Annotated in this window: 19 protein-coding genes and 1 riboswitch; of the genes, 8 read left to right on the top strand and 11 right to left on the bottom strand. The window is 57.1% G+C overall.

Translation table 11 applies throughout. The annotated features are described in order from the left end of the window. Positions 1–77 precede the first annotated feature (77 nt). On the bottom strand, positions 78–1,127 hold the full coding sequence (locus EF096_RS04025) for a GGDEF domain-containing protein (protein ID WP_123888337.1): 1,050 nt from the start codon (positions 1,125–1,127) through the stop codon (positions 78–80). A gap of 245 nt (positions 1,128–1,372) precedes the next feature. Here EF096_RS04025 and EF096_RS04020 point away from each other — a divergent pair, with 245 nt between their 5' ends. The 4 genes from EF096_RS04020 to EF096_RS04005 all read left to right on the top strand — a co-directional run bounded on the left by EF096_RS04020 (position 1,373) and on the right by EF096_RS04005 (position 6,796). After that, the gene (locus EF096_RS04020; protein WP_123888336.1) at positions 1,373–2,377 is read left to right on the top strand and encodes a response regulator; all 1,005 of its coding nucleotides are present in this window, start codon (positions 1,373–1,375) and stop codon (positions 2,375–2,377) included. 14 nt (positions 2,378–2,391) lie between these two features. Continuing rightward, positions 2,392–3,345, top strand: coding sequence for a sensor domain-containing diguanylate cyclase (locus EF096_RS04015; RefSeq protein ID WP_123888335.1), 954 nt, complete (start codon positions 2,392–2,394; stop codon positions 3,343–3,345). 118 nt (positions 3,346–3,463) lie between these two features. Then, on the top strand, positions 3,464–4,846 hold the full coding sequence (dbpA, locus tag EF096_RS04010; RefSeq protein WP_123888334.1) for an ATP-dependent RNA helicase DbpA: 1,383 nt from the start codon (positions 3,464–3,466) through the stop codon (positions 4,844–4,846). 51 nt (positions 4,847–4,897) lie between these two features. After that, complete coding sequence (locus EF096_RS04005; protein ID WP_123888333.1) at positions 4,898–6,796, top strand: SLC13 family permease; 1,899 nt, start codon at positions 4,898–4,900, stop codon at positions 6,794–6,796. Here the strand turns inward: EF096_RS04005 and EF096_RS04000 are convergent. Continuing rightward, positions 6,791–6,961: a rubredoxin gene (locus tag EF096_RS04000; protein ID WP_123888332.1), complete on the bottom strand. Its 171-nt coding sequence runs from the start codon at positions 6,959–6,961 to the stop codon at positions 6,791–6,793. The two genes, EF096_RS04005 and EF096_RS04000, sit on opposite strands and share 6 nt — an antisense overlap. Further along, on the bottom strand, positions 6,958–8,160 hold the full coding sequence (locus EF096_RS03995; RefSeq protein WP_123888331.1) for an alkane 1-monooxygenase: 1,203 nt from the start codon (positions 8,158–8,160) through the stop codon (positions 6,958–6,960). Before EF096_RS03995 ends, EF096_RS04000 begins: the two co-directional genes overlap by 4 nt. Before the next feature lie 144 nt (positions 8,161–8,304). On the opposite strand from EF096_RS03995, the gene EF096_RS03990 reads away from it, so the two are divergent. Continuing rightward, positions 8,305–9,351 (top strand): helix-turn-helix transcriptional regulator, encoded by a 1,047-nt coding sequence (locus EF096_RS03990; RefSeq protein WP_123888330.1) that lies wholly within the window; start codon positions 8,305–8,307, stop codon positions 9,349–9,351. A 2-nt stretch (positions 9,352–9,353) separates the two neighbouring features. On the opposite strand, the gene EF096_RS03985 is transcribed toward EF096_RS03990, so the two are convergent. From EF096_RS03985 to tkt, 7 genes are all read right to left on the bottom strand, one after another. After that, positions 9,354–10,454: a PQQ-dependent sugar dehydrogenase gene (locus EF096_RS03985; RefSeq protein ID WP_123888329.1), complete on the bottom strand. Its 1,101-nt coding sequence runs from the start codon at positions 10,452–10,454 to the stop codon at positions 9,354–9,356. Positions 10,455–10,480: 26 nt separating this feature from the next. Continuing rightward, positions 10,481–10,954: a hypothetical protein gene (locus EF096_RS03980; protein ID WP_123888328.1), complete on the bottom strand. Its 474-nt coding sequence runs from the start codon at positions 10,952–10,954 to the stop codon at positions 10,481–10,483. Positions 10,955–10,992: 38 nt separating this feature from the next. Next, complete coding sequence (locus EF096_RS03975; RefSeq protein WP_123888327.1) at positions 10,993–11,277, bottom strand: hypothetical protein; 285 nt, start codon at positions 11,275–11,277, stop codon at positions 10,993–10,995. A 58-nt stretch (positions 11,278–11,335) separates the two neighbouring features. After that, positions 11,336–12,400 (bottom strand): class II fructose-bisphosphate aldolase, encoded by a 1,065-nt coding sequence (fba, locus tag EF096_RS03970; RefSeq protein WP_123888326.1) that lies wholly within the window; start codon positions 12,398–12,400, stop codon positions 11,336–11,338. A gap of 144 nt (positions 12,401–12,544) precedes the next feature. After that, positions 12,545–13,705, bottom strand: a complete 1,161-nt coding sequence (locus EF096_RS03965; RefSeq protein ID WP_123888325.1) for a phosphoglycerate kinase — start codon at positions 13,703–13,705, stop codon at positions 12,545–12,547. Positions 13,706–13,760: 55 nt separating this feature from the next. Continuing rightward, entirely contained in the window at positions 13,761–14,795 is a 1,035-nt protein-coding gene (gene epd / locus EF096_RS03960) for an erythrose-4-phosphate dehydrogenase (protein WP_123888324.1), read from the bottom strand. A gap of 113 nt (positions 14,796–14,908) precedes the next feature. Next, positions 14,909–16,909, bottom strand: coding sequence for a transketolase (gene tkt, locus EF096_RS03955; RefSeq protein ID WP_123888323.1), 2,001 nt, complete (start codon positions 16,907–16,909; stop codon positions 14,909–14,911). Between the two features lie 224 nt (positions 16,910–17,133). Here tkt and EF096_RS03950 point away from each other — a divergent pair, with 224 nt between their 5' ends. After that, positions 17,134–18,150, top strand: a complete 1,017-nt coding sequence (locus tag EF096_RS03950) for an ArsR/SmtB family transcription factor (RefSeq protein WP_123888322.1) — start codon at positions 17,134–17,136, stop codon at positions 18,148–18,150. Beyond that, positions 18,147–19,331, top strand: coding sequence for a methionine adenosyltransferase (metK, locus tag EF096_RS03945; RefSeq protein WP_123888321.1), 1,185 nt, complete (start codon positions 18,147–18,149; stop codon positions 19,329–19,331). Before EF096_RS03950 ends, metK begins: the two co-directional genes overlap by 4 nt. Positions 19,332–19,357: 26 nt before the next feature. Here the strand turns inward: metK and EF096_RS03940 are convergent, their stop codons facing one another. Then, the gene (locus EF096_RS03940) at positions 19,358–19,819 is read right to left on the bottom strand and encodes a c-type cytochrome (RefSeq protein ID WP_123888320.1); all 462 of its coding nucleotides are present in this window, start codon (positions 19,817–19,819) and stop codon (positions 19,358–19,360) included. Between the two features lie 102 nt (positions 19,820–19,921). Continuing rightward, positions 19,922–20,004, top strand: a riboswitch (S-adenosyl-L-homocysteine riboswitch). 20 nt (positions 20,005–20,024) lie between these two features. On the opposite strand from EF096_RS03940, the gene ahcY reads away from it, so the two are divergent. Continuing rightward, positions 20,025–21,434, top strand: coding sequence for an adenosylhomocysteinase (gene ahcY / locus EF096_RS03935; RefSeq protein ID WP_123888319.1), 1,410 nt, complete (start codon positions 20,025–20,027; stop codon positions 21,432–21,434). Positions 21,435–21,552 lie beyond the last annotated feature (118 nt).

Here is a 21,552-nt window from a genome sequence, read left to right as displayed (position 1 = left end):
TAATCAGACCTTCAGTTACCAGTGTAGCTGGAGATAAGAGAGAAACGCCGAGAACCAAACACAACGAAAGCCGATGATCAGCTGCTGACCAAGGATTCTGGAACAGGGTTATGCGCAGAAACGATCCGGTTACGCCCGGAGCTCTTGGCCTCGTACATGCGTTGGTCAGCCACTTTCAACAACGTACTGAGGTCATCGCCATCATCTGACAAGGTGGCGACCCCCCCGCTGAAACTGATCTGCAGCTCGGTACCGTTCAACTTCAACGGCGTTGCAAAGACCTGCTGACGCAAATGATCAGCCAACTTTGCCGCCTGCTGATGATCCGCGCCCAGCAACAAAAGAGCGAACTCTTCGCCACCCAATCGACAGACCATATCAGAACCGCGCAAACGCTCTGAGAGTTTGCCCGCAATATGCTGCAACGCCCTGTCACCTGTCTCGTGTCCATATTGATCATTGACGTGCTTGAACTTGTCGACGTCCAGCACCACCAGAGACAACGCCATTGCGCTGCGCTCGGCCTGGCTGCGTAAGCGAGTGAATTCCTCACCCATACGCATCCGATTGGCAATGCCGGTCAAACTGTCGGTACCGGCAAGCTCAATCAACCGGGCTTCATTACGCGTTCGACTACGCTCATAAATATGCGAAAAAAGCATAACGGCCAAACTGCTGAACGCCAGGTTGGTAACAATGAGCGCATTCATCGCATTTTCACCCGTTATATAGCGCACGTTGAAGGCAACAATCGCGGCTGAAATAAAGATGCATGACATCCACAGCCCACCGCGCTGCCCCAATAGCAGGTAAGAAATAATGGGGATAGTCTGAATCCAGGCAAAGACGGTGAAGGACGTATTGGGCAGCACCAAAGCGAACACCATGATGCAGAAAAAAGGAACCAGAAACGCGATTGTCCAAGCATCAAGATGCTTTGTCTTGGGAATGATGGGCAACAAACTGAAGCTGAATAAAGCATAGGCCACCTCAATGGCAGCCAAAAGATATAGCCCTCGATAGATATTTAAACCTGCAAAGGTAAAACCAAAGAGGAGCGTAAGCCACAACAGCGCGCGCAACACGGAGCGGCGATGGCTTTGATCTTGCTCAAGTTGCTCGGCCATTCTTTTCCTCTTGAAATACTCTTTTCTTGGAGCGAGGCAACAGACTTCAGAACAAAGGAGAGGACAATAGTATCCACATAACCGGAAGTAGTGCGAATAATGATCAAAAAAACGCTAACTTTTACCTCAATCGCTTCTCAATGGGCCAAGATGTTGTCATGCTGCAACACAAATCAGGTGATGGCCATCTGCCCAGAGACTAGATAGTAGCAGCGATAACCGACAATAGTGCCAAGGATCTCAAAGTGACCGCAATTTCCCTGCTGGTATGTGACGACTCCAATATGGCTCGCAAGCAGCTGATTCGGGCGCTGCCAGCAAATTGGCCATTCCGGATCACGCAAGCTACAAATGGCCTTGAGGGACTTGCAGCCATTCGTGCCGGAGCTGGGCAGGTAGTACTCCTGGATCTGACGATGCCTGAGCTGGATGGCTTCGGCGTCCTTGCGGCGCTGCGCGAAGAGGCGCTGACACCGGACGTCATCGTTGTATCCGGCGATGTGCAGGAAGAAGCCGTACGGCGGGCAAAGGCACTGGGAGCCAAGGCGTTCCTGAAAAAGCCGGCCGATCCATTACAACTTGCCGAAGCCCTAAATTCGCTCGGTGTTGAGATCCCTTTGACAGAGGCACCTGCAGAGAGCAGAGAAAGCGATCTGCATCTGCCTACCGTGTCTTTCCGAGATGCCTTTCGCGAGGTCTCGAACGTCGCGATGGGCCGCGCCGCAGAGCTGTTGGGCCGGGTACTCGGTATTTTTATCAAGTTACCTATTCCCAACGTCAACATCCTGGAAGTCGGCGAGCTGCATATGGCGTTAGCCGACGCACAGCGCGGTCAGCGCCTTTCTGCGATCTGTCAGGGCTTTATTGGCGCCGGGGTGGCCGGCGAGGCATTGCTGATATTTCATGATTCAGAGATCGGCGACGTTGCACACCTCCTGAACACGCGGGAAGATGAGAGCGCTCAGCTTGAGATGCTGCTCGATCTAGCCAGCATCATCATTGGAGCCTGCCTCAACGGCCTGTCTGAACAGCTCAATATTTCCCTTTCACAGGGCCACCCAATGGTGCTTGGGCAACATTGCCCCATTGAAGATTTGATACGCATTAATCAGCGTCGCTGGAAGCGCACCCTGGCTGTAGAGATCAGCTACGGGTTGGAAGACCTGGAGATTCATTTCGACCTGTTGCTGCTGTTCACCGAAGATTCCGTGCCTCGGCTGCGGGAAACTCTAGACTTTATGATCAACTGAAAAAGGCAAGGTGCATGGCTGCTCAGTTTGACATCAATGAACTTCACTGGCTGCTCGATATTGTGCAAAGTATCGATGTAGGCCTGGTAGTCATGGATCGCGACTACAAGATAGAAGTATGGAACAGCTTTATGGAGAACCATTCCGGCTTCGGCTCGGACAAGGTAAACCAGCAATCGCTGTTCGAGCTATTCCCGGAAATTGACCAGGCCTGGTTCACACAGAAAGTTGAAACCTCGGTGATGCTGGGTACCCGTGCCTTTACCATCTGGGAGCAGCGCCCCAACCTGTTTCGTTTCAAAAGCTACCAGCCCATCACCGGGCTGGCCGACGAGATGTACCAGAACGTTACTATCCTGCCGCTGAGCAGCATTACCGGCAAAACCGACCGCGTATGTCTGATTATCTATGACGTGACCGGCGTTGCCGTGAATAAGCGTCAGCTGGAGTCGGCCAACACCAAGCTGCAGGAATTGGCACTGCGCGATGGTTTAACCGGGCTACTCAACCGCCGCTACTGGGAAAGCTGTCTTGAGCACGAGTTCGCTCGCTACCAGCGCTACGACAATCAGGTCAGCCTGGTAATGATGGATATCGATCAGTTCAAAAAAATCAATGATAGCTTTGGCCACCAGGCTGGCGACGAAGTCATCCGCACAGCAGCAAGACTGACCGAACAGTTGGCCAGAGAGACCGACTTCTGCGGGCGCTACGGTGGTGAAGAGTTTGCCATACTGCTGCCGGATACCTCGCTGGAAGGTGCCGAGCAGTTTGCCGAGCGTCTCAGGGAGAGTATTGAGCGGCAACAGATTGAGCATCAGGGCACACCGCTGAAGTTCACTGTCAGCGTCGGCGTTGCGGGAATAACGCCCGATATTGAAAAGTATCAGGATCTGATCGAGCGCGCAGACAAAGCGCTCTATCGCTCCAAAGCAGAGGGGCGAAACCGCACGACTGTATGGCAATAAACGGCGAGCTCTCTCTCCATCCGACTTGATTGCCAGGCCCGCCAAGCGCTGACCTGCTGCTAGTAGAGAGCTGCGATCTGATACACTGCAGGCCCTTTCTTTGCGCCAGGCTTGCCCCGTGACCCAGACTTCCTTCGACTCGCTAACACTTCCTCAGGCCATGCTCGAAACCCTGCAACAAATGGGCTATGCGAGCATGACGCCGATTCAAGCAGAAGCGCTGCCGCTGATTCTGCAGGGTGATGACCTGTTAGCCCAATCACGCACCGGCAGTGGCAAGACCGCTGCATTCGGTATTGGGCTGCTTACACCGCTGAATCCTCAGTTCTTTGGTTGCCAGGCACTGGTGCTGAGCCCAACCCGTGAACTGGCAACGCAAACCGCCACAGCGCTGCGCAACCTCGCTCGGGGACTGCCCAATATCAAGATCATCACGCTCTGTGGTGGCACGCCCTTTGGGCCGCAAGCGGCCTCTCTGGAACAAGGTGCGCACGTTATCGTTGGGACCCCAGGGCGCATCCAGGACCACCTGGCCCGCGGCACCCTCAAGCTCGATAGCCTTAACTGCCTGGTACTGGACGAAGCTGATCGCATGCTCGATATGGGCTTCGTCGATCCCATACGCGAGATTATCGGCCACACGCCCAAGCGGCGGCAGACGCTGATGTTCTCCGCGACCTACCCGGCAGGGCTGAAATCCTTGGCCAGTGACTTCATGCGCAACCCCAAACAAGTCACCATCAATGACGCGAGCCCGAGCAACCCCATAACCCAGCGTTTCTACGAAATCGAAGACGCTCAACGCTTTGACGCCGTTTTGCGACTGCTGGCGGCCAATCGTCCGCAGCCATGCATCGCCTTCTGCCACACGCGCCAGCAGTGCCAGGAGCTGGCAGACTTCCTGAATGCCAACAGCATCAGTGCGCAGGCCATTCACGGCGATATGGAGCAACGTGATCGAGATCAGGTGCTGGCACTATTTGCCAACCAAAGCTGCAGTGTCCTGACCGCCACCGATGTCGCTGCGCGCGGTATCGATATTGAAGGCGTGGAAGCGGTCATCAACGTTGAACTTTCTGGCGATCCTTCGGCGCATACTCATCGCATCGGCCGCAGTGGTCGTGCCGGGCAGTCAGGCCTGGCACTCAGTCTGGTCGCACCACGTGAGCTAAAGCGCGCGCGCGCAATCGAAGACAATAGTAAAGAGCCCCTGGACTGGCAGGAGCTGGATAGCTTGCCGACCACACTCACCGAACCCCTGGTAGCACCAATGCTTACACTGGCTATCGCAGGCGGTCGCAAGGACAAGCTGCGTCCCGGCGACTTGTTGGGGGCGCTGACCGGTGAAGCCGGATTAGCGAGCGATGCTATTGGCAAAATCAGCATCAGCGACTATCAAGCATTGGTCGCTATTCGCCGGGATCAGGCCAAAAAAGCGTTAGCTCGACTGAGTGAAGGCAAGATCAAAGGCCGTCGCTTTAAAGTTCGCTTACTGTCGTAAGCGCACACGCAACGCACCTTCAGCGTAACCGGGCCGAAACGAGGGCTGTTCATGGATGCCAGTCAGCAACTGATTCTGTTGATTCTGGGTTGTACTATTGCCCTGTTCCTCTGGGGGCGCTGGCGACACGATGTGGTCGCCCTGGCCGCGCTGATGGCCTGCGTAGTAAGCGGGTTGACGCCAGCGGCTGACGCCTTTGTCGGCTTCGGCCATCCTGCAGTCATCACCGTGGCAGCAGTGTTGATTCTCAGCAAAGGCTTGCAGACCACCGGCGCTGTTGAGGCGCTGGCGCAGCGCGTCCTGCCCAAGCGCGGCGGCGCCTTGCTCAGCCTGATAGTGCTGACTCTGCTTGGCGCTTTCCTCTCCGCCTTCATGAATAACGTAGGTGCCATGGCGCTATTGATGCCACTGGCCCTGCAACTCGCTGCGCGCGAAGGGCTACCACCCGGCAAAGTGCTCATGCCCTTGGCCTTCGGCACCATTCTCGGCGGCATGACTACGCTGATTGGCACCCCACCCAACTTGATCGTAGCGGGCTTTCGCGCGCAACAGGAGCTGGGCAGCTTTGGCATGTTTGATTTCACTCCCGTGGGCCTGTCAGTTGCGGCAGCAGGGATTGTCTTTGTCGTGCTGACCAGCCGCTGGCTGGTGCCGCATCGCACGCAACCCGATGTCGGAAGTTTCGATACCGGCACCTATCTGACCGAAGTGCATATCGACGCTGACAGCAAGGCCGACGGCAAGACCCTCGCGGAAGTGGAGAAACTGCTGGACGAGAGCGATGCCCAGATTGTCGGTATGGTCCGCAACGACTTCCGCGTCACCGCCCCTATGCCCAGCCGAATACTGCATGCCGGTGACATCCTGGTTATTGAGGCAGAACCAGAGGGACTTGGCGCTTCGTTGACACGCCTTGGCTTAAAACTGGAAGAAGCGGTACCTACCAGTACGACAGAAAAACACAGCGAGTCGGAAGATGGCGACGAACACGCCGAGCAGGATGCCAACGTAAGCGATGCTAGCCGCCCGCAGGAAGATCCGGACGCGAGCGAAGAGACGAGCAAAGAAAAAAACAGCAAACCCGATCAGTCCGATGAAATAACCCTGCGCGAGTTGGCCGTTCAGCCCAGCGCAGACATTCTGGGTCGAAGCGCATCGGACATTCAACTACGCACCCGGTTTGGTATCAATTTGCTGGCGATATCGCGGCAGGGCCACAGGTCCATTCGTCGCCTGCGCTGGACCGCGATTGAAGCCGGTGACGTACTCCTGATGCAGGGACCACCAGAGGCCATCTCCGGCTTTGCCAGTGAGTATGGCTGTGTGCCGTTGGCGGCACGCAGCATTCTGATCCCTGACCGCCGCAAGGCTCTATACGCCATCAGTATTATGCTGGGGGCCATCGGTCTTGCCGCCTTTGGCATACTCCCGGCAGCCGTTGCTTTTATCGCCGGCGTGCTGGGGTACATGCTGACACGCGTCATTCCGTTACGCCGAATCTACGAGGCAGTGGATTGGCCGATTGTCGTATTGCTGGCTGCGTTAATGCCGCTGGCCGCCGCCATGGCGAGTACCGGCGCTGCTGACCTGCTGGCCAAAACGCTGCTGGAACATCTGGCTCAGGGCAATGCGATCATTGCCCTGGCGTTAATCCTGATCGTCACCATGACGCTATCCGACTTCATGAACAACGCGGCTACCGCCGCCGTCATGTGCCCCATCGCCTTGAGCGTGGCCGGGCAGTTACACGTCAATGCCGACAGCTTTCTGATGGCCGTGGCGATAGGCGCCTCCTGCGCCTTTCTGACACCTATTGGCCATCAGAACAATACCCTGATCCTCGGTCCCGGTGGCTTTCGCTTCGGAGATTACTGGCGCCTCGGTTTGCCGCTGGAGCTGCTGGTCGTTACCGTCAGCATACCCATGCTGCTGTGGGTGTGGCCGCTATGAATCCTCGACCAGCGTAAAGTCCTCCTTGAAGCGCACCGCGCAATCCGGACAGGTAAAACTGTCCGGCAACGCCTCCCAGGGCGTACCCGGCGCGAATCCCTGATGGGGATCACCCTGCGCTTCGGCATACTCGTAGTCACATTCCGGGCAACGGTATCGCGTCATGCCAAAACCTCCTCTGGCACCTGTTCTTGCGGCCCCAGATTGTAGCGGCGCATCAACATCTCTTTCTTCGCCGGCAAGAAATTGATGCGCTCCGGATCACGATCAACCGCAGCTAGCAGGCGTTTATCCATCACCTTAGCCCAGAGCTGCGGGAAGTAGGCCAGCAGGTACATACCAAAGTAGCCATTCGGTAAACGTGGCAGATCGGGGAAGTCACGCAGCGACTGATATCGCCGTGTTGGGTGAGCGTGATGATCAGAGTGACGCTGAAGATGAAAAAGCGCCCAATTGGAAAACAGGTGATTGCTGTTCCACGAATGGTGCGGCTGACAACGCTCGTAGCGCCCATTCGCCTGCTTGGCACGCAGCAGGCCGTAATGTTCGATGTAATTGGCCTGAGTCAATTGGAAAGCGCCCCAAAAGGCAATCAGCAGCATGATTGGCAGCATCTCGATACCCAGCCAGGCAATTAGCCCACCATAGAGCACAGCACTGATCAGCGCAGGCTGCAGAATCTCGTTTTCCAGACTCCATACCGACTTGCCGCAGCGATCCAGCCGCTGAGCTTCAAGATCCCAGGCACGAAAGAAGGCGCCGGGCATCTCGCGAAACACAAAACGGTAAATACTCTCGCCCATGCGAGCTGAAGCGGGATCCTCCGGAGTAGCCACATCGCGATGATGACCGCGGTTATGCTCTACAAAAAAGTGCCCATAACAGCCCAAAGCCAGAGTAATCTTTGCCAACCATCGCTCCAGCGTGGTCTTCTTGTGCCCCATCTCATGCCCGAGATTCAGGCCAAAACCGAGCGAGCCGCCGGTCGCCAGAATGACAGCCAGAGTTCCATACCAGGGCAGATCGTGGGTACCGAGAAAAATGATATTGACCAGAAAGCTGATCCACAGAATGGGCACCAGAGCGTAGGTCACGTAACGGTAGTAGCTATCAGCTTCAAGGGCGGGAACCGCCTCTTCCGGCGGATTACTCAGATCTTCTCCCAGCACGCCGTCCAGCATGGGGATTACGACGTAGCCGAACAGGGTCGACAACCACAGCCAGATGATCTGCGGCGACACCAGCATATAAAGCAACGGACCGACCAGTGCCAGCCCTGGCACCATCAACGAAAACAGCCAAAGGCGGCGTTTGCGGTCCACGTAGCCTGAAAGGCCATTATCTTGCGCAGCAGTTGCAGTCATGCAGTCATCCTCTTGTTGTTATGGCTATGACCGTCCTATCTTCTGCTCAGCCGTTAACCGCAACACCCGTTGCAACCGGCAAATTATCGTCATATTGTGACAACAGCTACTGCCGCCAACTCATAAAACACAACAAGGTTCAGTATGCAGTCCAACCAATTCTGGCTCAGCCCGGCTGTTCATCCCGTATACGCTCGATTGGTCTACGCCGAGTTGTTACGTCAGGGGCTGAGTAGCGAACAGATACAGGCCGACAGCCCGCTAGACTGGGACGCGCTACTGCACAGCAATCACTTCCTTAACATGAGCAGCCTGCAAAGCCTGTTAGCTAGCGCCATCAGGCTTAGCGGCTGTCCCTGGCTGGGCTTTGCGGTAGGCATGCACACCGACGTTAGCGCGCATGGCCCAGCGGGCTACGCCGCGGTCACCGCCAACACCATTGGCGAAGCCATCGGCCTCACCGAACACTACAGCAGCCTGCGCCAGCACTTGGGCGCTTTCCGATGGGAGCGCAAGCAGCCACCCGTACTGGTGCTGGACGAGTCGCGGATGCCCGCAGCCATTCGCGAGTACCTGTTGGGCCACTTCACTACTGCCCTGCTACGCCTACTGGAAACCCTTGGCGGCCAGCCGCTGCATGACGTCATCCGCATTGACTGGCCGCTGCCAGAACCGGACTGGTCGAAAGAGATTAGAGGTTACGCGCGCGACTGGCGCTTCGATGCAGATGCCCTGCGCATCCACCTACCAGCGGGGCTAATGGAGGAGCCGTGCCTTGGCGCGGATAGCGAGGCTTGCCAGCACGCTGTACGTGATTGCGAAAATCAACTTCAGCGCCAGCAACGTGGCGGCGCACTAAGTGAACGCATAAAGCAGCGGTTGCTGGAATGTGAGCAAGACTACCCCACGCTGGCGCAAATGGCCGAACAGGAACACGTCACCGCGCGAACCCTGATTCGCCATTTGCACAGCGAGGGGAGTAGCTATCAGCAGATTATGGATAGGTTGCGCAGTGAGCAAGCGGGTTGGCTGCTCGCCCATACCGAACTAAGCGTAGAGCGCGTAGCAGAAAAGCTGGGTTACCAGGACACCAGCAACTTCAGCCGCACGTTTCGCCGCTGGTACGGCGCGACACCAAAAACGTATCGCGCCCAATTTCAGCGGGACAAAACACAGCGGCCAAGCGACTGATTTCAATTACCGGGAGTGACCCGTAACACGCTGCCATTGGCGCTATCCGTCAACAGATAGACAGCCCCATCCGGCCCGGTGCGTACATCACGAAAACGAGCACCCAACTCCTTGAATAGACTTTCCTGCTCAACCACTTCGGTACCATCGAGCACTACCCGGCGGACTTCCCGTCCGGCCAATGCAGACACCAGCAGATTACCTTGCCACTGCGGAAACAGTTCGCCGCGGTACAGGGTCATACCCGAGGGCGCGATGGACGGAGTCCAGTACAGCAGCGGCTGCTCAAGCCCTGGCAGCTCGGTATAGGGCGATATCTGCGCACCATCGTAATCGATACCATAGGTGATTTTTGGCCAACCGTAGTTCTTGCCCGCTTCGATCAGGTTGACTTCGTCACCACCGCGCGGCCCATGCTCATTACTGAAAATACGTTGCGTCTGCGCGTCGTAAAGAATCGCCTGCACACTGCGGTGGCCAATACTGAACAGCTCTGGCTGTGCGCCATCCTGAGCGACAAAAGGGTTATCCTCAGGCGCCGAGCCATCGCGGTTCAGGCGCACAATACTGCCCAGATGGTTAGCCGTATTCTGCGCCTGTTCGCGGTAATCGAAACCATCACCCAGGGTTAGCAGCAGGGTGTCGTCCGGCAGAAAAGCCATGCGCCCGCCGTAATGTGCGCTGCCCTTCTTGGCTGGCTGCACGCGAAAGATTTCCTGGGTATTTTCCAGCGAAGTGCCATTAAAACGCGCCGACGCGAGGCAGGTATGGTTGGCTTCGATGGTGCCGCAGGCATAACTCATGAACAGCTCACCCGACTGCGCAAAATCCGGGGCCAGGGCCAACCCCATCAGCCCCGCCTGACTGTTGACGAACGCTTCCGGCACGCCGGCAATGGGTTCAGCCTGCAACTCACCCTCGGCATTGATCAAACGCAGACGACCCGCGCGCTCTGTGACCAGCATGCCGCCATCCGGCAGAAACGCCAACGCCCAGGGGAAGGACAGACCCTCGGCAACGGTTTCGATCTGGTAGTCTGCGGCCTGAACACCCGAGCCAGCCGCCAGCAAGAGCGCTGCGCCAAAAACAGATTTACTCAACATTGTTGTATTCTCCTCGGGCCAGCAAGTCAGCCCAGCACCCGCAGCCCGCGCCGCGCTTTAGGTTTAGTCAGGCGACCGAATAGCCAGCTAGCAATCCCCACCGCCAACATCATGCATAGCAAGCCGGCGGTACCGCGCGTAGCAGCAATAAATGTGGGCATCGGCAACAGGTAATTGGCCAGGGTAAAGGCGACCCAAATACCGCCGCCACCAGCCAGCAGGTACAGCAGGCCGCGCCACGGCTTGAAGATACGCCCCAGGCCCTCTGCTACCGGTAACGCCAGCAGCAGAGTCGCGGCCACCATCACGGAAAACAAGGGCGTAAAATGCATCAGGTCATGCCAACTGGTAGCGAAGCGCGTTGGCAATTCAACCGGCACGCCCATTTCCTGCAGAAAAAACAGGTTGAACTGGGTTTGCACCAAGCTGCCAAGCACTGTGCCCAGTGCCACGCTCAGCAGATAGCAAAAGAGGATCCGCAAGACGGATGCTAGCTTCATTCTTATTGTTCCTGATCAGTCAGTAATGGGGTGTCACTTCAATCTTCAGCAGGGCCTTCAGGCAGTTCTGGTAGGTTGCGCAGTCCCTGCTCATAGGCCTGATTGTCAAAAGGCTGATCCGTATCCAGCATGACCCCGATACAGTGCGCCAGTACCTGCGCCATCAGCTCCAGGCTTTCATCATGGCCATACCCTACCAGCGTCAACTTGTTCAGCGTGGCTTGGGCCGCGGCCGGCTCGCCACTGGCAAGTTGGTTTTCAACGGCCTCGATCAGTTTGCTCTGGGCAAACTCCTCATCCGGTTCTTCATCAATTGGCTGCATGTCATTTTCTCCGAGCCACAAGGTAACAAGGCGGCCGAAGCCGCCTTGCTGAAAGCGCTTAGTTGATCTTGGGATCAAGCTCGCCGCGGGCGTAACGCTCAAACATGTCATCCAGGCAGATCGGTTTGATCTTGGATGCATTACCGGCAGTACCAAAGGCCTCGTAACGAGCGATGCAGACATCACGCATAGCGTCGACTGTCTTCGCCAAGAACTTGCGCGGGTCAAACTCGCTCGGGTGCTCAGCCAGGAAGCGGCGGACAGCGCCAGTCGAGGCCAGACGCAGGTCGGTATCAATATTCACCTTGCGCACGCCAAACTTGATGCCTTCCACGATTTCTTCTACCGGCACACCATAAGTCTCGGGGATTTCACCGCCAAACTCGTTGATGATTTTCAGCCACTCCTGTGGCACGGAAGAAGAGCCGTGCATCACCAGGTGCGTATCCGGAATACGCTTGTGGATCGCCTTGATCTGCTCAATTGCCAGAATATCGCCTGTCGGCGGACGGGTGAACTTATAGGCGCCATGGCTGGTACCAATCGCAATGGCCAGCGCATCAACCCCGGTCTGCTTGACGAAATCAGCCGCTTCTTCCGGATCGGTCAGCATCTGGCTGTGGTCCAGAATACCTTCGGCACCAATACCATCTTCTTCGCCGGCCTGACCGGTTTCCAGGCTACCCAAGCAACCCAGCTCGCCTTCAACCGAAACACCGCAGGCGTGAGCCATTTCAACGGTGCGACGAGTCACATCGACGTTGTACTCATAATCCATTGGGGTCTTGCCGTCGGTACCCAGGGAGCCGTCCATCATCACCGAAGAAAAACCCAACTGAATGGAACGTTGACAAACGCCCGGGCTGGTGCCGTGATCCTGGTGCATACAAACCGGGATGTGCGGAAACTCTTCAATCGCAGCCAGAATGAGGTGGCGCAGGAAAGGCGCACCCGCATATTTACGCGCACCAGCAGAGGCTTGCACGATCACCGGAGAGTCGGTTTTATCCGCCGCTTCCATGATGGCACGCATCTGTTCCAGATTGTTGACGTTGAAGGCAGGTACGCCGTAGCCGTACTCGGCAGCGTGGTCGAGCATCTGGCGCAAACTGATGAGGGCCATAATTAATCTCTCCGTAAAAGTTATCTAGAGCGGCAAACTGCCAACGAATCTGCTGACAGTTTACTCATCTCACTCAAGCTTGGTCACCCCTTTGCTGGCGACGCCGGCAAGGGGGCTAATTGATCTGGGTTTGCTGCTACCCGCTCAGCGGGCGCGCTCTTCGAGTATTTCGACCGCTGGCAAGGCCTTACCCTCAACAAATTCGAGGAAAGCACCGCCGCCAGTGGATATGTAAGAAATCTGTTCGGCCACGCCGTACTTGTCGATTGCGGCAAGGGTGTCACCCCCGCCAGCAATCGAGAATGCAGGGCTCGCCGCAATAGCCAATGCCAGCGCCTTGGTGCCCTCACCAAACTGATCGAACTCAAACACGCCGACCGGACCATTCCACAGAATAGTACCGGACGACTTGAGTAATTCAGCGAACTGCGCCGCCGTCTGCGGGCCAATATCCAGAATCATGTCGTCTTCGGCGACATCTGCCACCGCCTTGACCGTGGCTTCGGCATCTTCTGCAAAAGCCTTGGCAACCACCACATCGACCGGCAGCGGCACGCTGACCTTGGCGGCGATCGCCTTGGCCGTTTCAACCAGGTCAGCTTCATAAAGCGACTTGCCAACCGGCAAACCGGCAGCGGCCAGGAAAGTATTGGCGATCCCGCCACCGACGATCAGTTGATCGCATTTCTCCGACAACGAGTTGAGCACGTCGAGCTTGGTCGACACCTTGGAGCCAGCAACGATCGCGGCCATCGGCCGCGCGGGCTTATCCAATGCCTTGCCCAACGCATCGAGTTCAGCAGCCAACAAAGGGCCGGCGCAGGCAATGCGGGCAAACTTGGCGACGCCATGGGTCGAACCCTGAGCGCGATGCGCGGTACCAAAGGCATCCATAACAAAGATATCGCAGAGCGCGGCATATTCTTGCGCCAGGGTATCGGTATTTTTCTTTTCGCCGCTGTTGAAACGGACGTTCTCAAGCAAAACCACCTTGCCGGGCTCAACGCTAACGCCACCCAGGTAATCGCGCACCAACGGCACCTCACAGCCCAGGGCCTTGCTCAAATAAGCGGCTACCGGCGCCAGGCTGTTCTCTTCACTGAACACGCCTTCTTCCGGACGGCCCAGATGCGAGCAGACCATCACGGCCGCGCCCTGTTCCAGCGCCAGCTTGATGGTCGGCAAGGCGGCAAGAATGCGTGCGTCGCTCGCGACCTGCCCGTTCTTCACCGGCACGTTGAGATCTTCACGAATGAGTACACGCTGGCCCTTGAGGTCCAGCTCCTGCATGGTGAGTACGGTCATAGCCCGCTCCTTGTAATTAACTAAGAATTTTTGCAGATCAACGCGCTAAAAGCCGTCAGTCTTCGCGCCGCAACCAATAGCGCGCAACATCCAGCATGCGATTGGCAAAGCCCCACTCGTTATCAAACCAGACCAGCAAATTAACCAGCCGGGGACCGGACACCCGAGTCTGGCTGGCATCTATCACCGCGGAATGGGGATCATGATTGAAATCGCAACTGGCGTGCGGTAATTCGGTGTAATCCAACAACCCGGCGAGCGGCCCTTCAGCGGCCTCACGGAGCAGCCGGTTAACCTCGGCAGCACTGGTATCGCGGGTGGTCTGCAGGGTTATGTCCAACGCTGAGACGTTCACGGTGGGCACGCGCACCGCTTTGGCCTGGATACGACCTGCCAACTCAGGCAGCAGACGCTCAATGCCGCGAGCCAGGCCGGTGGATACCGGAATAATCGACTGGAAGGCAGAGCGCGTGCGACGCAGATCGGTATGGTGATAAGCATCGATCACCGGCTGATCGTTCATCGCCGAATGGATAGTAGTGATGGACACATAATCCAGCCCCAGCTGTTCGTTCAGCAACTTGAGTAGCGGCACACCACAGTTGGTCGTGCAGGAGGCATTGGAGACCAAGCGCGCATCGCTGGGCAACTGATGCTGATTGACACCGTAGACCAGAGTCGCATCCACCGCCTGCTCGTTGGCCATTGGCTGAGAGAAGAGCACTTTTGGCACGCCAGCATGGATAAAACGCAGGCCCTGTTCGCGCGTAGTGTACTGCCCCGAGCACTCCAGCAGCAGATCGACACCTAGTCCGTGCCAGTCGATGCCCTCGGGCTCGGCTTGGCGCAGCACGCGAATCGGACTGCCGTTGATCAGCAGGTCATCCCCGGCGAGTTTTACGTCACCGGGAAAACGTCCATGGGTCGAATCAAAGCGCGTCAAATATTCAATGCTCTCGCGATCAGCAAGATCGTTCAGCGCGACTATCTGCAGGTGTTCGTCGCCGCGCTCATGCAACGCACGCAGCACGCAGCGACCAATGCGGCCGTAACCGTTCAGGGCGATTCGATAAAGGGGACGAGCAGACATTCAGCGACTCCAGTCAGCTGAAAGCCAGAAGCTGGAAGCTGGAAGCAACCCCTAACTCCGCAGTAAGCTGCGGATGGTTTTAACTTCCAGCTGACAACTTCGAGCTTCAGGCTCTAATCTTCCAACAACTCTTCAGCCGCCAGCAGCACGTTCTGCAGAGTAAATCCAAACTCTTCGAACAGCGCGTTGGCTGGGCCAGACTCACCGAACGTCTGCATGCCGATAACACGACCATCCAGACCAACGTACTTGTACCAGAAGTCAGCGTGGGCCGCTTCGATGGCAATGCGCGCACCGACTTCCAACGGCAGTACGGCCTGCTTGTACTCGGCGTCCTGCTGATCAAACACACTGGTAGACGGCATGGATACGACGCGCACGTTCTTGCCCTGCTCTGTCAGTGATTCCCAAGCCTGAACCGCGAGACCGACTTCGGAACCGGTGGCGATCAGGATCAGCTCGGGCTCACCATGACAGTCCTTGAGTACATAGCCACCACGGGCAACATCGGCCAACTGAGCCGCGTCCCGCTCCTGATGCTGCAAATTCTGCCGTGAGAACACCAGGGCACTGGGACCGTCGGCACGCTCAATTGCGTACTTCCAGGCAACCGCAGACTCGACCGCATCGGCCGGACGCCAGGTATCCAGGTTCGGCGTGGTACGCAGGCTGGCCAGTTGCTCGATCGGCTGGTGCGTAGGGCCGTCCTCGCCCAGACCAATAGAGTCGTGGGTGAATACATAAATCACCCGCTGACGCATCAGCGCCGACATGCGCACGGCATTGCGTGCGTACTCCATAAAGATCAGGAAGGTCGCGCCGTAGGGCACAAAACCGCCGTGCAGGGCGATACCATTCATGATGGCGCTCATACCGAACTCGCGCACACCGTAGAACAGATAATTGCCAGAGGCATCATCGGCACTAACACCCTTGCAGTCTTTCCACAGGGTCAGGTTGGAACCGGCCAAGTCAGCCGAGCCGCCGAGCAGCTCAGGCAACATCGGGCCAAAGGCGTTCAAGCTGTTCTGACTGGCTTTACGGCTGGCAATGGTTTCGCCCTTGTTGGCAACGTCCGCGACATAGGCTGCAGCCTGCTCACTGAAGTTGGCTGGCAACTCACCGGCCATACGGCGCAACAACTCTGCGGCCAACTCGGGGTAAGCGTTCTGATAAGCAGCAAAGCGGTCATTCCAGGCCGCCTCGGCCTTGGCGCCAGCCTCGTGGGCATCCCACTCCGCCTTGATATCGGCCGGAATGTCGAAAGCAGCGTGCGGCCAGTTCAGCGCCTCTCGGGTCGCCACGATCTCGGCGTCACCCAGGGCGGCACCATGGCAGTCTTCCTTGCCCTGCTTGTTTGGTGAGCCGAACCCAATGATGGTCTTGCAGCAGATCAGCGTCGGCTGGTCGGTGTTTTTGCGCGCGGTTTCGATGGCGGTCTTGATTTCGTCGGCATCGTGACCGTCAACATTGCGAATCACCTGCCAACCGTATGCCTCAAAGCGCTTGGGCGTATCGTCGGTGAACCAGCCTTCTACTTCACCATCGATCGAAATACCGTTGTCATCGTAGAAAGCAACCAGCTTGCCCAAGCCCAGGGTCCCTGCCAGCGAGCTGACTTCGTGCGAGATCCCCTCCATCAGGCAGCCGTCACCCATAAATACATAGGTATGGTGATCGACTACTTTGTGACCATCGCGGTTGAACTGCGCAGCAAGCACCTTCTCTGCAATAGCCATACCCACCGCGTTCGCCAACCCCTGACCCAGCGGGCCGGTAGTGGTTTCAACGCCAGGCGTATAGCCATATTCCGGATGCCCCGGTGTTTTACTGTGCAGTTGGCGAAAGCTTTTGATGTCGTCGATGCTGACGTCATAGCCAGTCAGGTGCAGCAACGAGTAAATCAGCATCGAGCCATGACCGTTGGACAGCACAAAGCGGTCACGGTCGGCAAACTTGGGATTGGCGGGGTTGTGCTTGAGGAAGTCACGCCACAGAACTTCGGCGATATCCGCCATGCCCATGGGCGCTCCGGGATGGCCGCTATTGGCTTTCTGCACAGCATCCATACTGAGGGCTCGAATGGCATTGGCTCGGTCACGACGGCTGGGCATGGAAAACTCCTGAGGCTGACAAGGCTTAGGCAAGCAACCGCAATAAGCGGCTGGCCATAAAATGAGGCGGGCATTTTCGCGCAAACGACGCCAGCGGGCAATGAAAACCCCGTAAACCGCTGTGCAAAGGCCAGAACAGGCAGACGAATGGCGATCAATACCTATATCAAAACATTTTGATATAGCGCTTGCAGGCACCCAGCATCAGAACTACACTGCTTCGCATGAACCAAATCGCGCACATCGATGCCGCCTTACCCAACCCAACCGACGCGCTGGCTGCTTTCTGCAAGGCCATCGGCGACGCCTTGCGGCTGGATATTTTGCGCGTCCTGCGTAACGACTCCTTCGGCGTGCTCGAGCTAGCGCAGATCTTTGCCATGCGCCAATCCGGCATGAGCCACCACCTCAAGGTGCTGGCCAACGCGGGACTGGTCAGCACGCGCCGCGAGGGCAACTCAATTTTTTATCGCCGCAGCCTGCCTGCAGCCGACATCAGCTGGCATCAACTACATGCACAGCTGCTCATCGAACTGGATGCCCTGCCCCTTGAGCCGCCGCTGCAGGCGTCGATTGGCCTGGTCCATAGCCAGCGCGCAGAGTTGTCGCGTCAGTTCTTTGCTCGCTTTGCCGATGGCACACCGGCGCAGCAGGATCTGATTGCGCACTTTGGCCTGTATCGCGAGCCACTGCTGGCATTGATCGATACCCTGGCGTTACCAGCGCGGGCAGTGGCGATTGAGGTAGGTCCTGGCGAGGGCGGTTTTCTGCCTAGCCTGGCTGCAAAATTTGCGCAGGTCATTGCACTGGATAATGCCGAGTCCATGCTGGAACGCGCACGCCAGCACTGCAGCGATGCAGGATTAAGCAATGTGGCGTTCTTCCTGACCGATGCGTTAGCACCACAACAGCTACCCTTAGCTGACTGCCTGGTGTGCAATATGGTGTTGCACCACATGCCCGCTCCGGCTGAAGCACTGAAACGTTTTGCTGATTTACTCAAACCAGGCGGCAGCCTGGTATTGACCGAACTCTGCAGCCACGATCAAAGCTGGGTGCGCGATAGCTGCGGCGATCTCTGGCTGGGCTTCGATCAGGACGATATTGCCCGCTGGGCACAGGACGCCGGACTCATCTCCGGCCTCAGCCAATACATTGGCCTACGCAACGGCTTTCAATTACAGCTGTTGCAACTGGCCAAACCCGAACCATCCCCTTCCGAGGAAAGGATACACGCATGAGCGACTACTCGATTTTCACCTCTGAGTCGGTTTCCGAGGGTCATCCCGATAAGCTGGCCGACCAGATCTCCGATGCCGTACTGGATGCCATTCTCGCTGAGGACAAGTTCGCCCGCGTGGCGTGCGAAACCATGGTGAAAACCGGTGTCGCCATCGTTGGCGGTGAAATCACTACTACCGCCTGGGTCGACCTGGAAGACCTGGTTCGCAGCGTCATCAAGGACATCGGCTACACCTCTTCCGACGTCGGCTACGACGCTGATACCTGCGGCGTCATCAATATCATCGGCAAGCAGTCACCCGATATTGCCCAGGGCGTTGATCGGCAGAAGCCGGAAGACCAGGGCGCCGGTGACCAGGGCCTGATGTTTGGCTACGCCAGTAACGAAACCGATGTGCTGATGCCCGCGCCTATTACCTTTGCCCATCGCCTGGTCGAACGCCAGGCTGAAGCGCGCAAGAACGGCACGCTCGACTGGCTGCGTCCGGATGCCAAATCACAGGTGACCTGCCGCTATGAAAACGGCATTGTTACCGGCATCGACGCTATCGTGCTGTCCACCCAGCACAACCCCGAAATCAGCCAGGCTGATTTGCGCGAAGCCGTGATGGAAGAGATCGTCAAGAAGGTACTCCCGGCTGAGCTACTGCACGCAGACACCCAGTACCACATCAACCCGACCGGCAAGTTCGTGATTGGCGGTCCGGTAGGCGACTGCGGCCTGACCGGTCGCAAGATCATCGTTGATACCTACGGCGGCATGGCCCGTCACGGCGGCGGCGCCTTCTCTGGCAAAGACCCGTCCAAGGTTGACCGCAGCGCCGCCTATGCCGGCCGCTATGTCGCCAAAAACATCGTTGCCGCCGGCCTGGCCGACAAGTGCGAGATTCAGGTGTCCTACGCCATCGGCGTAGCACAGCCGACCTCGGTATCCATCAATACGTTCGGTACTGGCAAGATCAGCGACGACAAGATCATCAAATTGATTCGTGATCACTTCGACCTGCGTCCGCATGCCATTACCCGCATGCTCGACCTGCTACACCCGATGTATCGTGCCACCGCAGCTTACGGCCACTTTGGTCGCACGCCGGTAGAGATGACAGTCAAAGGCGACACCTTTACTGCCTTCCCATGGGAGAAGACAGATAAGGCGGCCGACCTTCGCGCTGACGCTTGAAGCTTGCCGCTGACGATTACCGCCGCTCAGCGCCGATAATCGTCATGGCACGCTTTGCAGGCCTGCTGCACCGCACGCAGCTGATCTGAAACCTGCCCTGGGCCACGGACGCCGCCTTGGGTAGCAGCGGTAAGGTCAGCAACACTCGATTTAAAGTTGTTGATGGCCAGCTCAAAACCCTCAGGGTCGGACCAGATATCCGCCTTGGCGCGATTGGGCTCAGGCTCTTCGCCAGGCTTGGGGAAATAAGCCCAGGGCTGGTCAGCCAGTTCGGCCAGTTGTTTTGCATGCTCGGCAAAGGCCGGGCCAGCAAAGGGCAAACGATCAGACAGCATGCCGCCCATAGGCTCGCTCTGCTTGATCATCAATTTGAACAGCGCCTGGCGCTTGCCTTCAGGTGAATTAGGGTCAGCTTCGTTATTACAGCCGACCAATGCCGCGCCCAAGAGCGCGACTACAACAAGTTTTCGGTATGGAACAGCGATCATGTTTCATCCAGACAGCTAAATGAGGGGCGACATTATCCTCCCTCGATCAGTTCCGGCCAAGGCTATACGCTCACTGAGCTAGCCTTACGGAAGAATTCGACCCTCTGCGAGGGGCGCTGCAGCAGCCATTTCAGGGGCTGCCAGGCTCGCACGGGGCATGTGACATTTAACCGCGCCCATTCGAATTAACGAATGGAGAAACCACATGAGTGCTGTTATGAACACTGCCGATTTTACCGACTTTAAAGTCGCTGACATTTCCCTGGCCGATTGGGGCCGCCGTGAAATCATCATTGCCGAATCAGAAATGCCGGCGCTGATGGCCATGCGTCGCAAGTATGCCGACGAACAACCACTGAAAAACGCCAAGATTCTTGGCTGCATTCACATGACTATTCAGACTGCCGTACTGATCGAAACCCTGGTCGCACTGGGCGCCGAAGTACGCTGGTCCAGCTGCAACATTTTCTCTACCCAGGATCAGGCCGCTGCAGCCATCGCTGCTGCCGGTGTGCCCGTATTCGCCTGGAAGGGTGAGACTGATGCCGAATATGAATGGTGTATCGAGCAGACTATCCTCAAGGATGGCCAGCCGTGGGAAGCCAACATGGTGCTGGACGACGGTGGCGACCTGACCGAAATCCTGCATAACAAATATCCCGCTATGCTGGACAAGATCCACGGCGTCACCGAAGAGACCACCACCGGTGTTCACCGTCTGCTCGACATGCTGAAAAAAGGCACCTTGAAAGTACCGGCGATCAACGTCAATGACTCGGTCACCAAGAGCAAGAACGACAACAAGTATGGCTGCCGTCACAGCCTGAACGACGCCATCAAGCGCGCCACCGACCACTTGCTGTCTGGCAAGCAGGCGCTGGTAATCGGCTACGGTGACGTCGGCAAAGGCTCCGCTCAGTCCCTGCGTCAGGAAGGCATGATCGTCAAGGTTTCCGAAGTCGATCCGATCTGCGCCATGCAGGCTTGCATGGACGGCTTTGAGCTGGCCTCGCCCTACATCAACGGTCTGAACGACGGTAGCGAAGGCAGTATCGACCGCGCCCTGCTGGGCAAGATTGATCTGCTGGTCACCACCACCGGCAACGTTAACGTCTGTGACGCCAACATGCTCAAGGCACTGAAAAAACGCGCTGTGGTCTGCAACATTGGTCACTTCGACAACGAAATCGACACGGCCTTTACCCGCGCAAACTGGCACTGGGAAGAGGTCAAGCCACAGGTACACAAGCTGCATCGTACTGGCAAAGACAACTTCGATGCCGCCAACGATGACTACCTGATCCTGCTGGCCGAGGGTCGTCTGGTTAACCTGGGTAACGCAACCGGTCACCCCAGCCGCATCATGGATGGCTCTTTCGCCAACCAGGTACTGGCGCAAATCCACCTGTTCAAGCAGGGCTTCGCCAACCTCAGTGACGCGGACAAAGCCGCTCACCTGCGTGTTGAAGTGCTGCCCAAGCAGCTGGACGAAGAAGTCGCACTGGAGATGGTCAAAGGCTTTGGTGGTGTTATTACCAAGCTGACCCAGACCCAGGCCGATTACATCGGAGTCACCGTCGAAGGCCCGTTCAAGCCGGACAGCTACCGTTACTGATTAGCTGCAAGCTGCAAGCTGCAAGCTGCAAGCTGCAAGCTGCAAGCTGCAAGCTAAATCAGGGTGGGTTTTACGTTTTGCCAGTCAAGCTCTCGCTGGCGGCAATAACGTAAAACTT

This window comes from Pseudomonas neustonica (genome assembly GCF_003797945.1).
Lineage (GTDB): Bacteria > Pseudomonadota > Gammaproteobacteria > Pseudomonadales > Pseudomonadaceae > Halopseudomonas > Halopseudomonas neustonica.
This window is presented reverse-complemented; position numbering and strand designations above follow the sequence as displayed.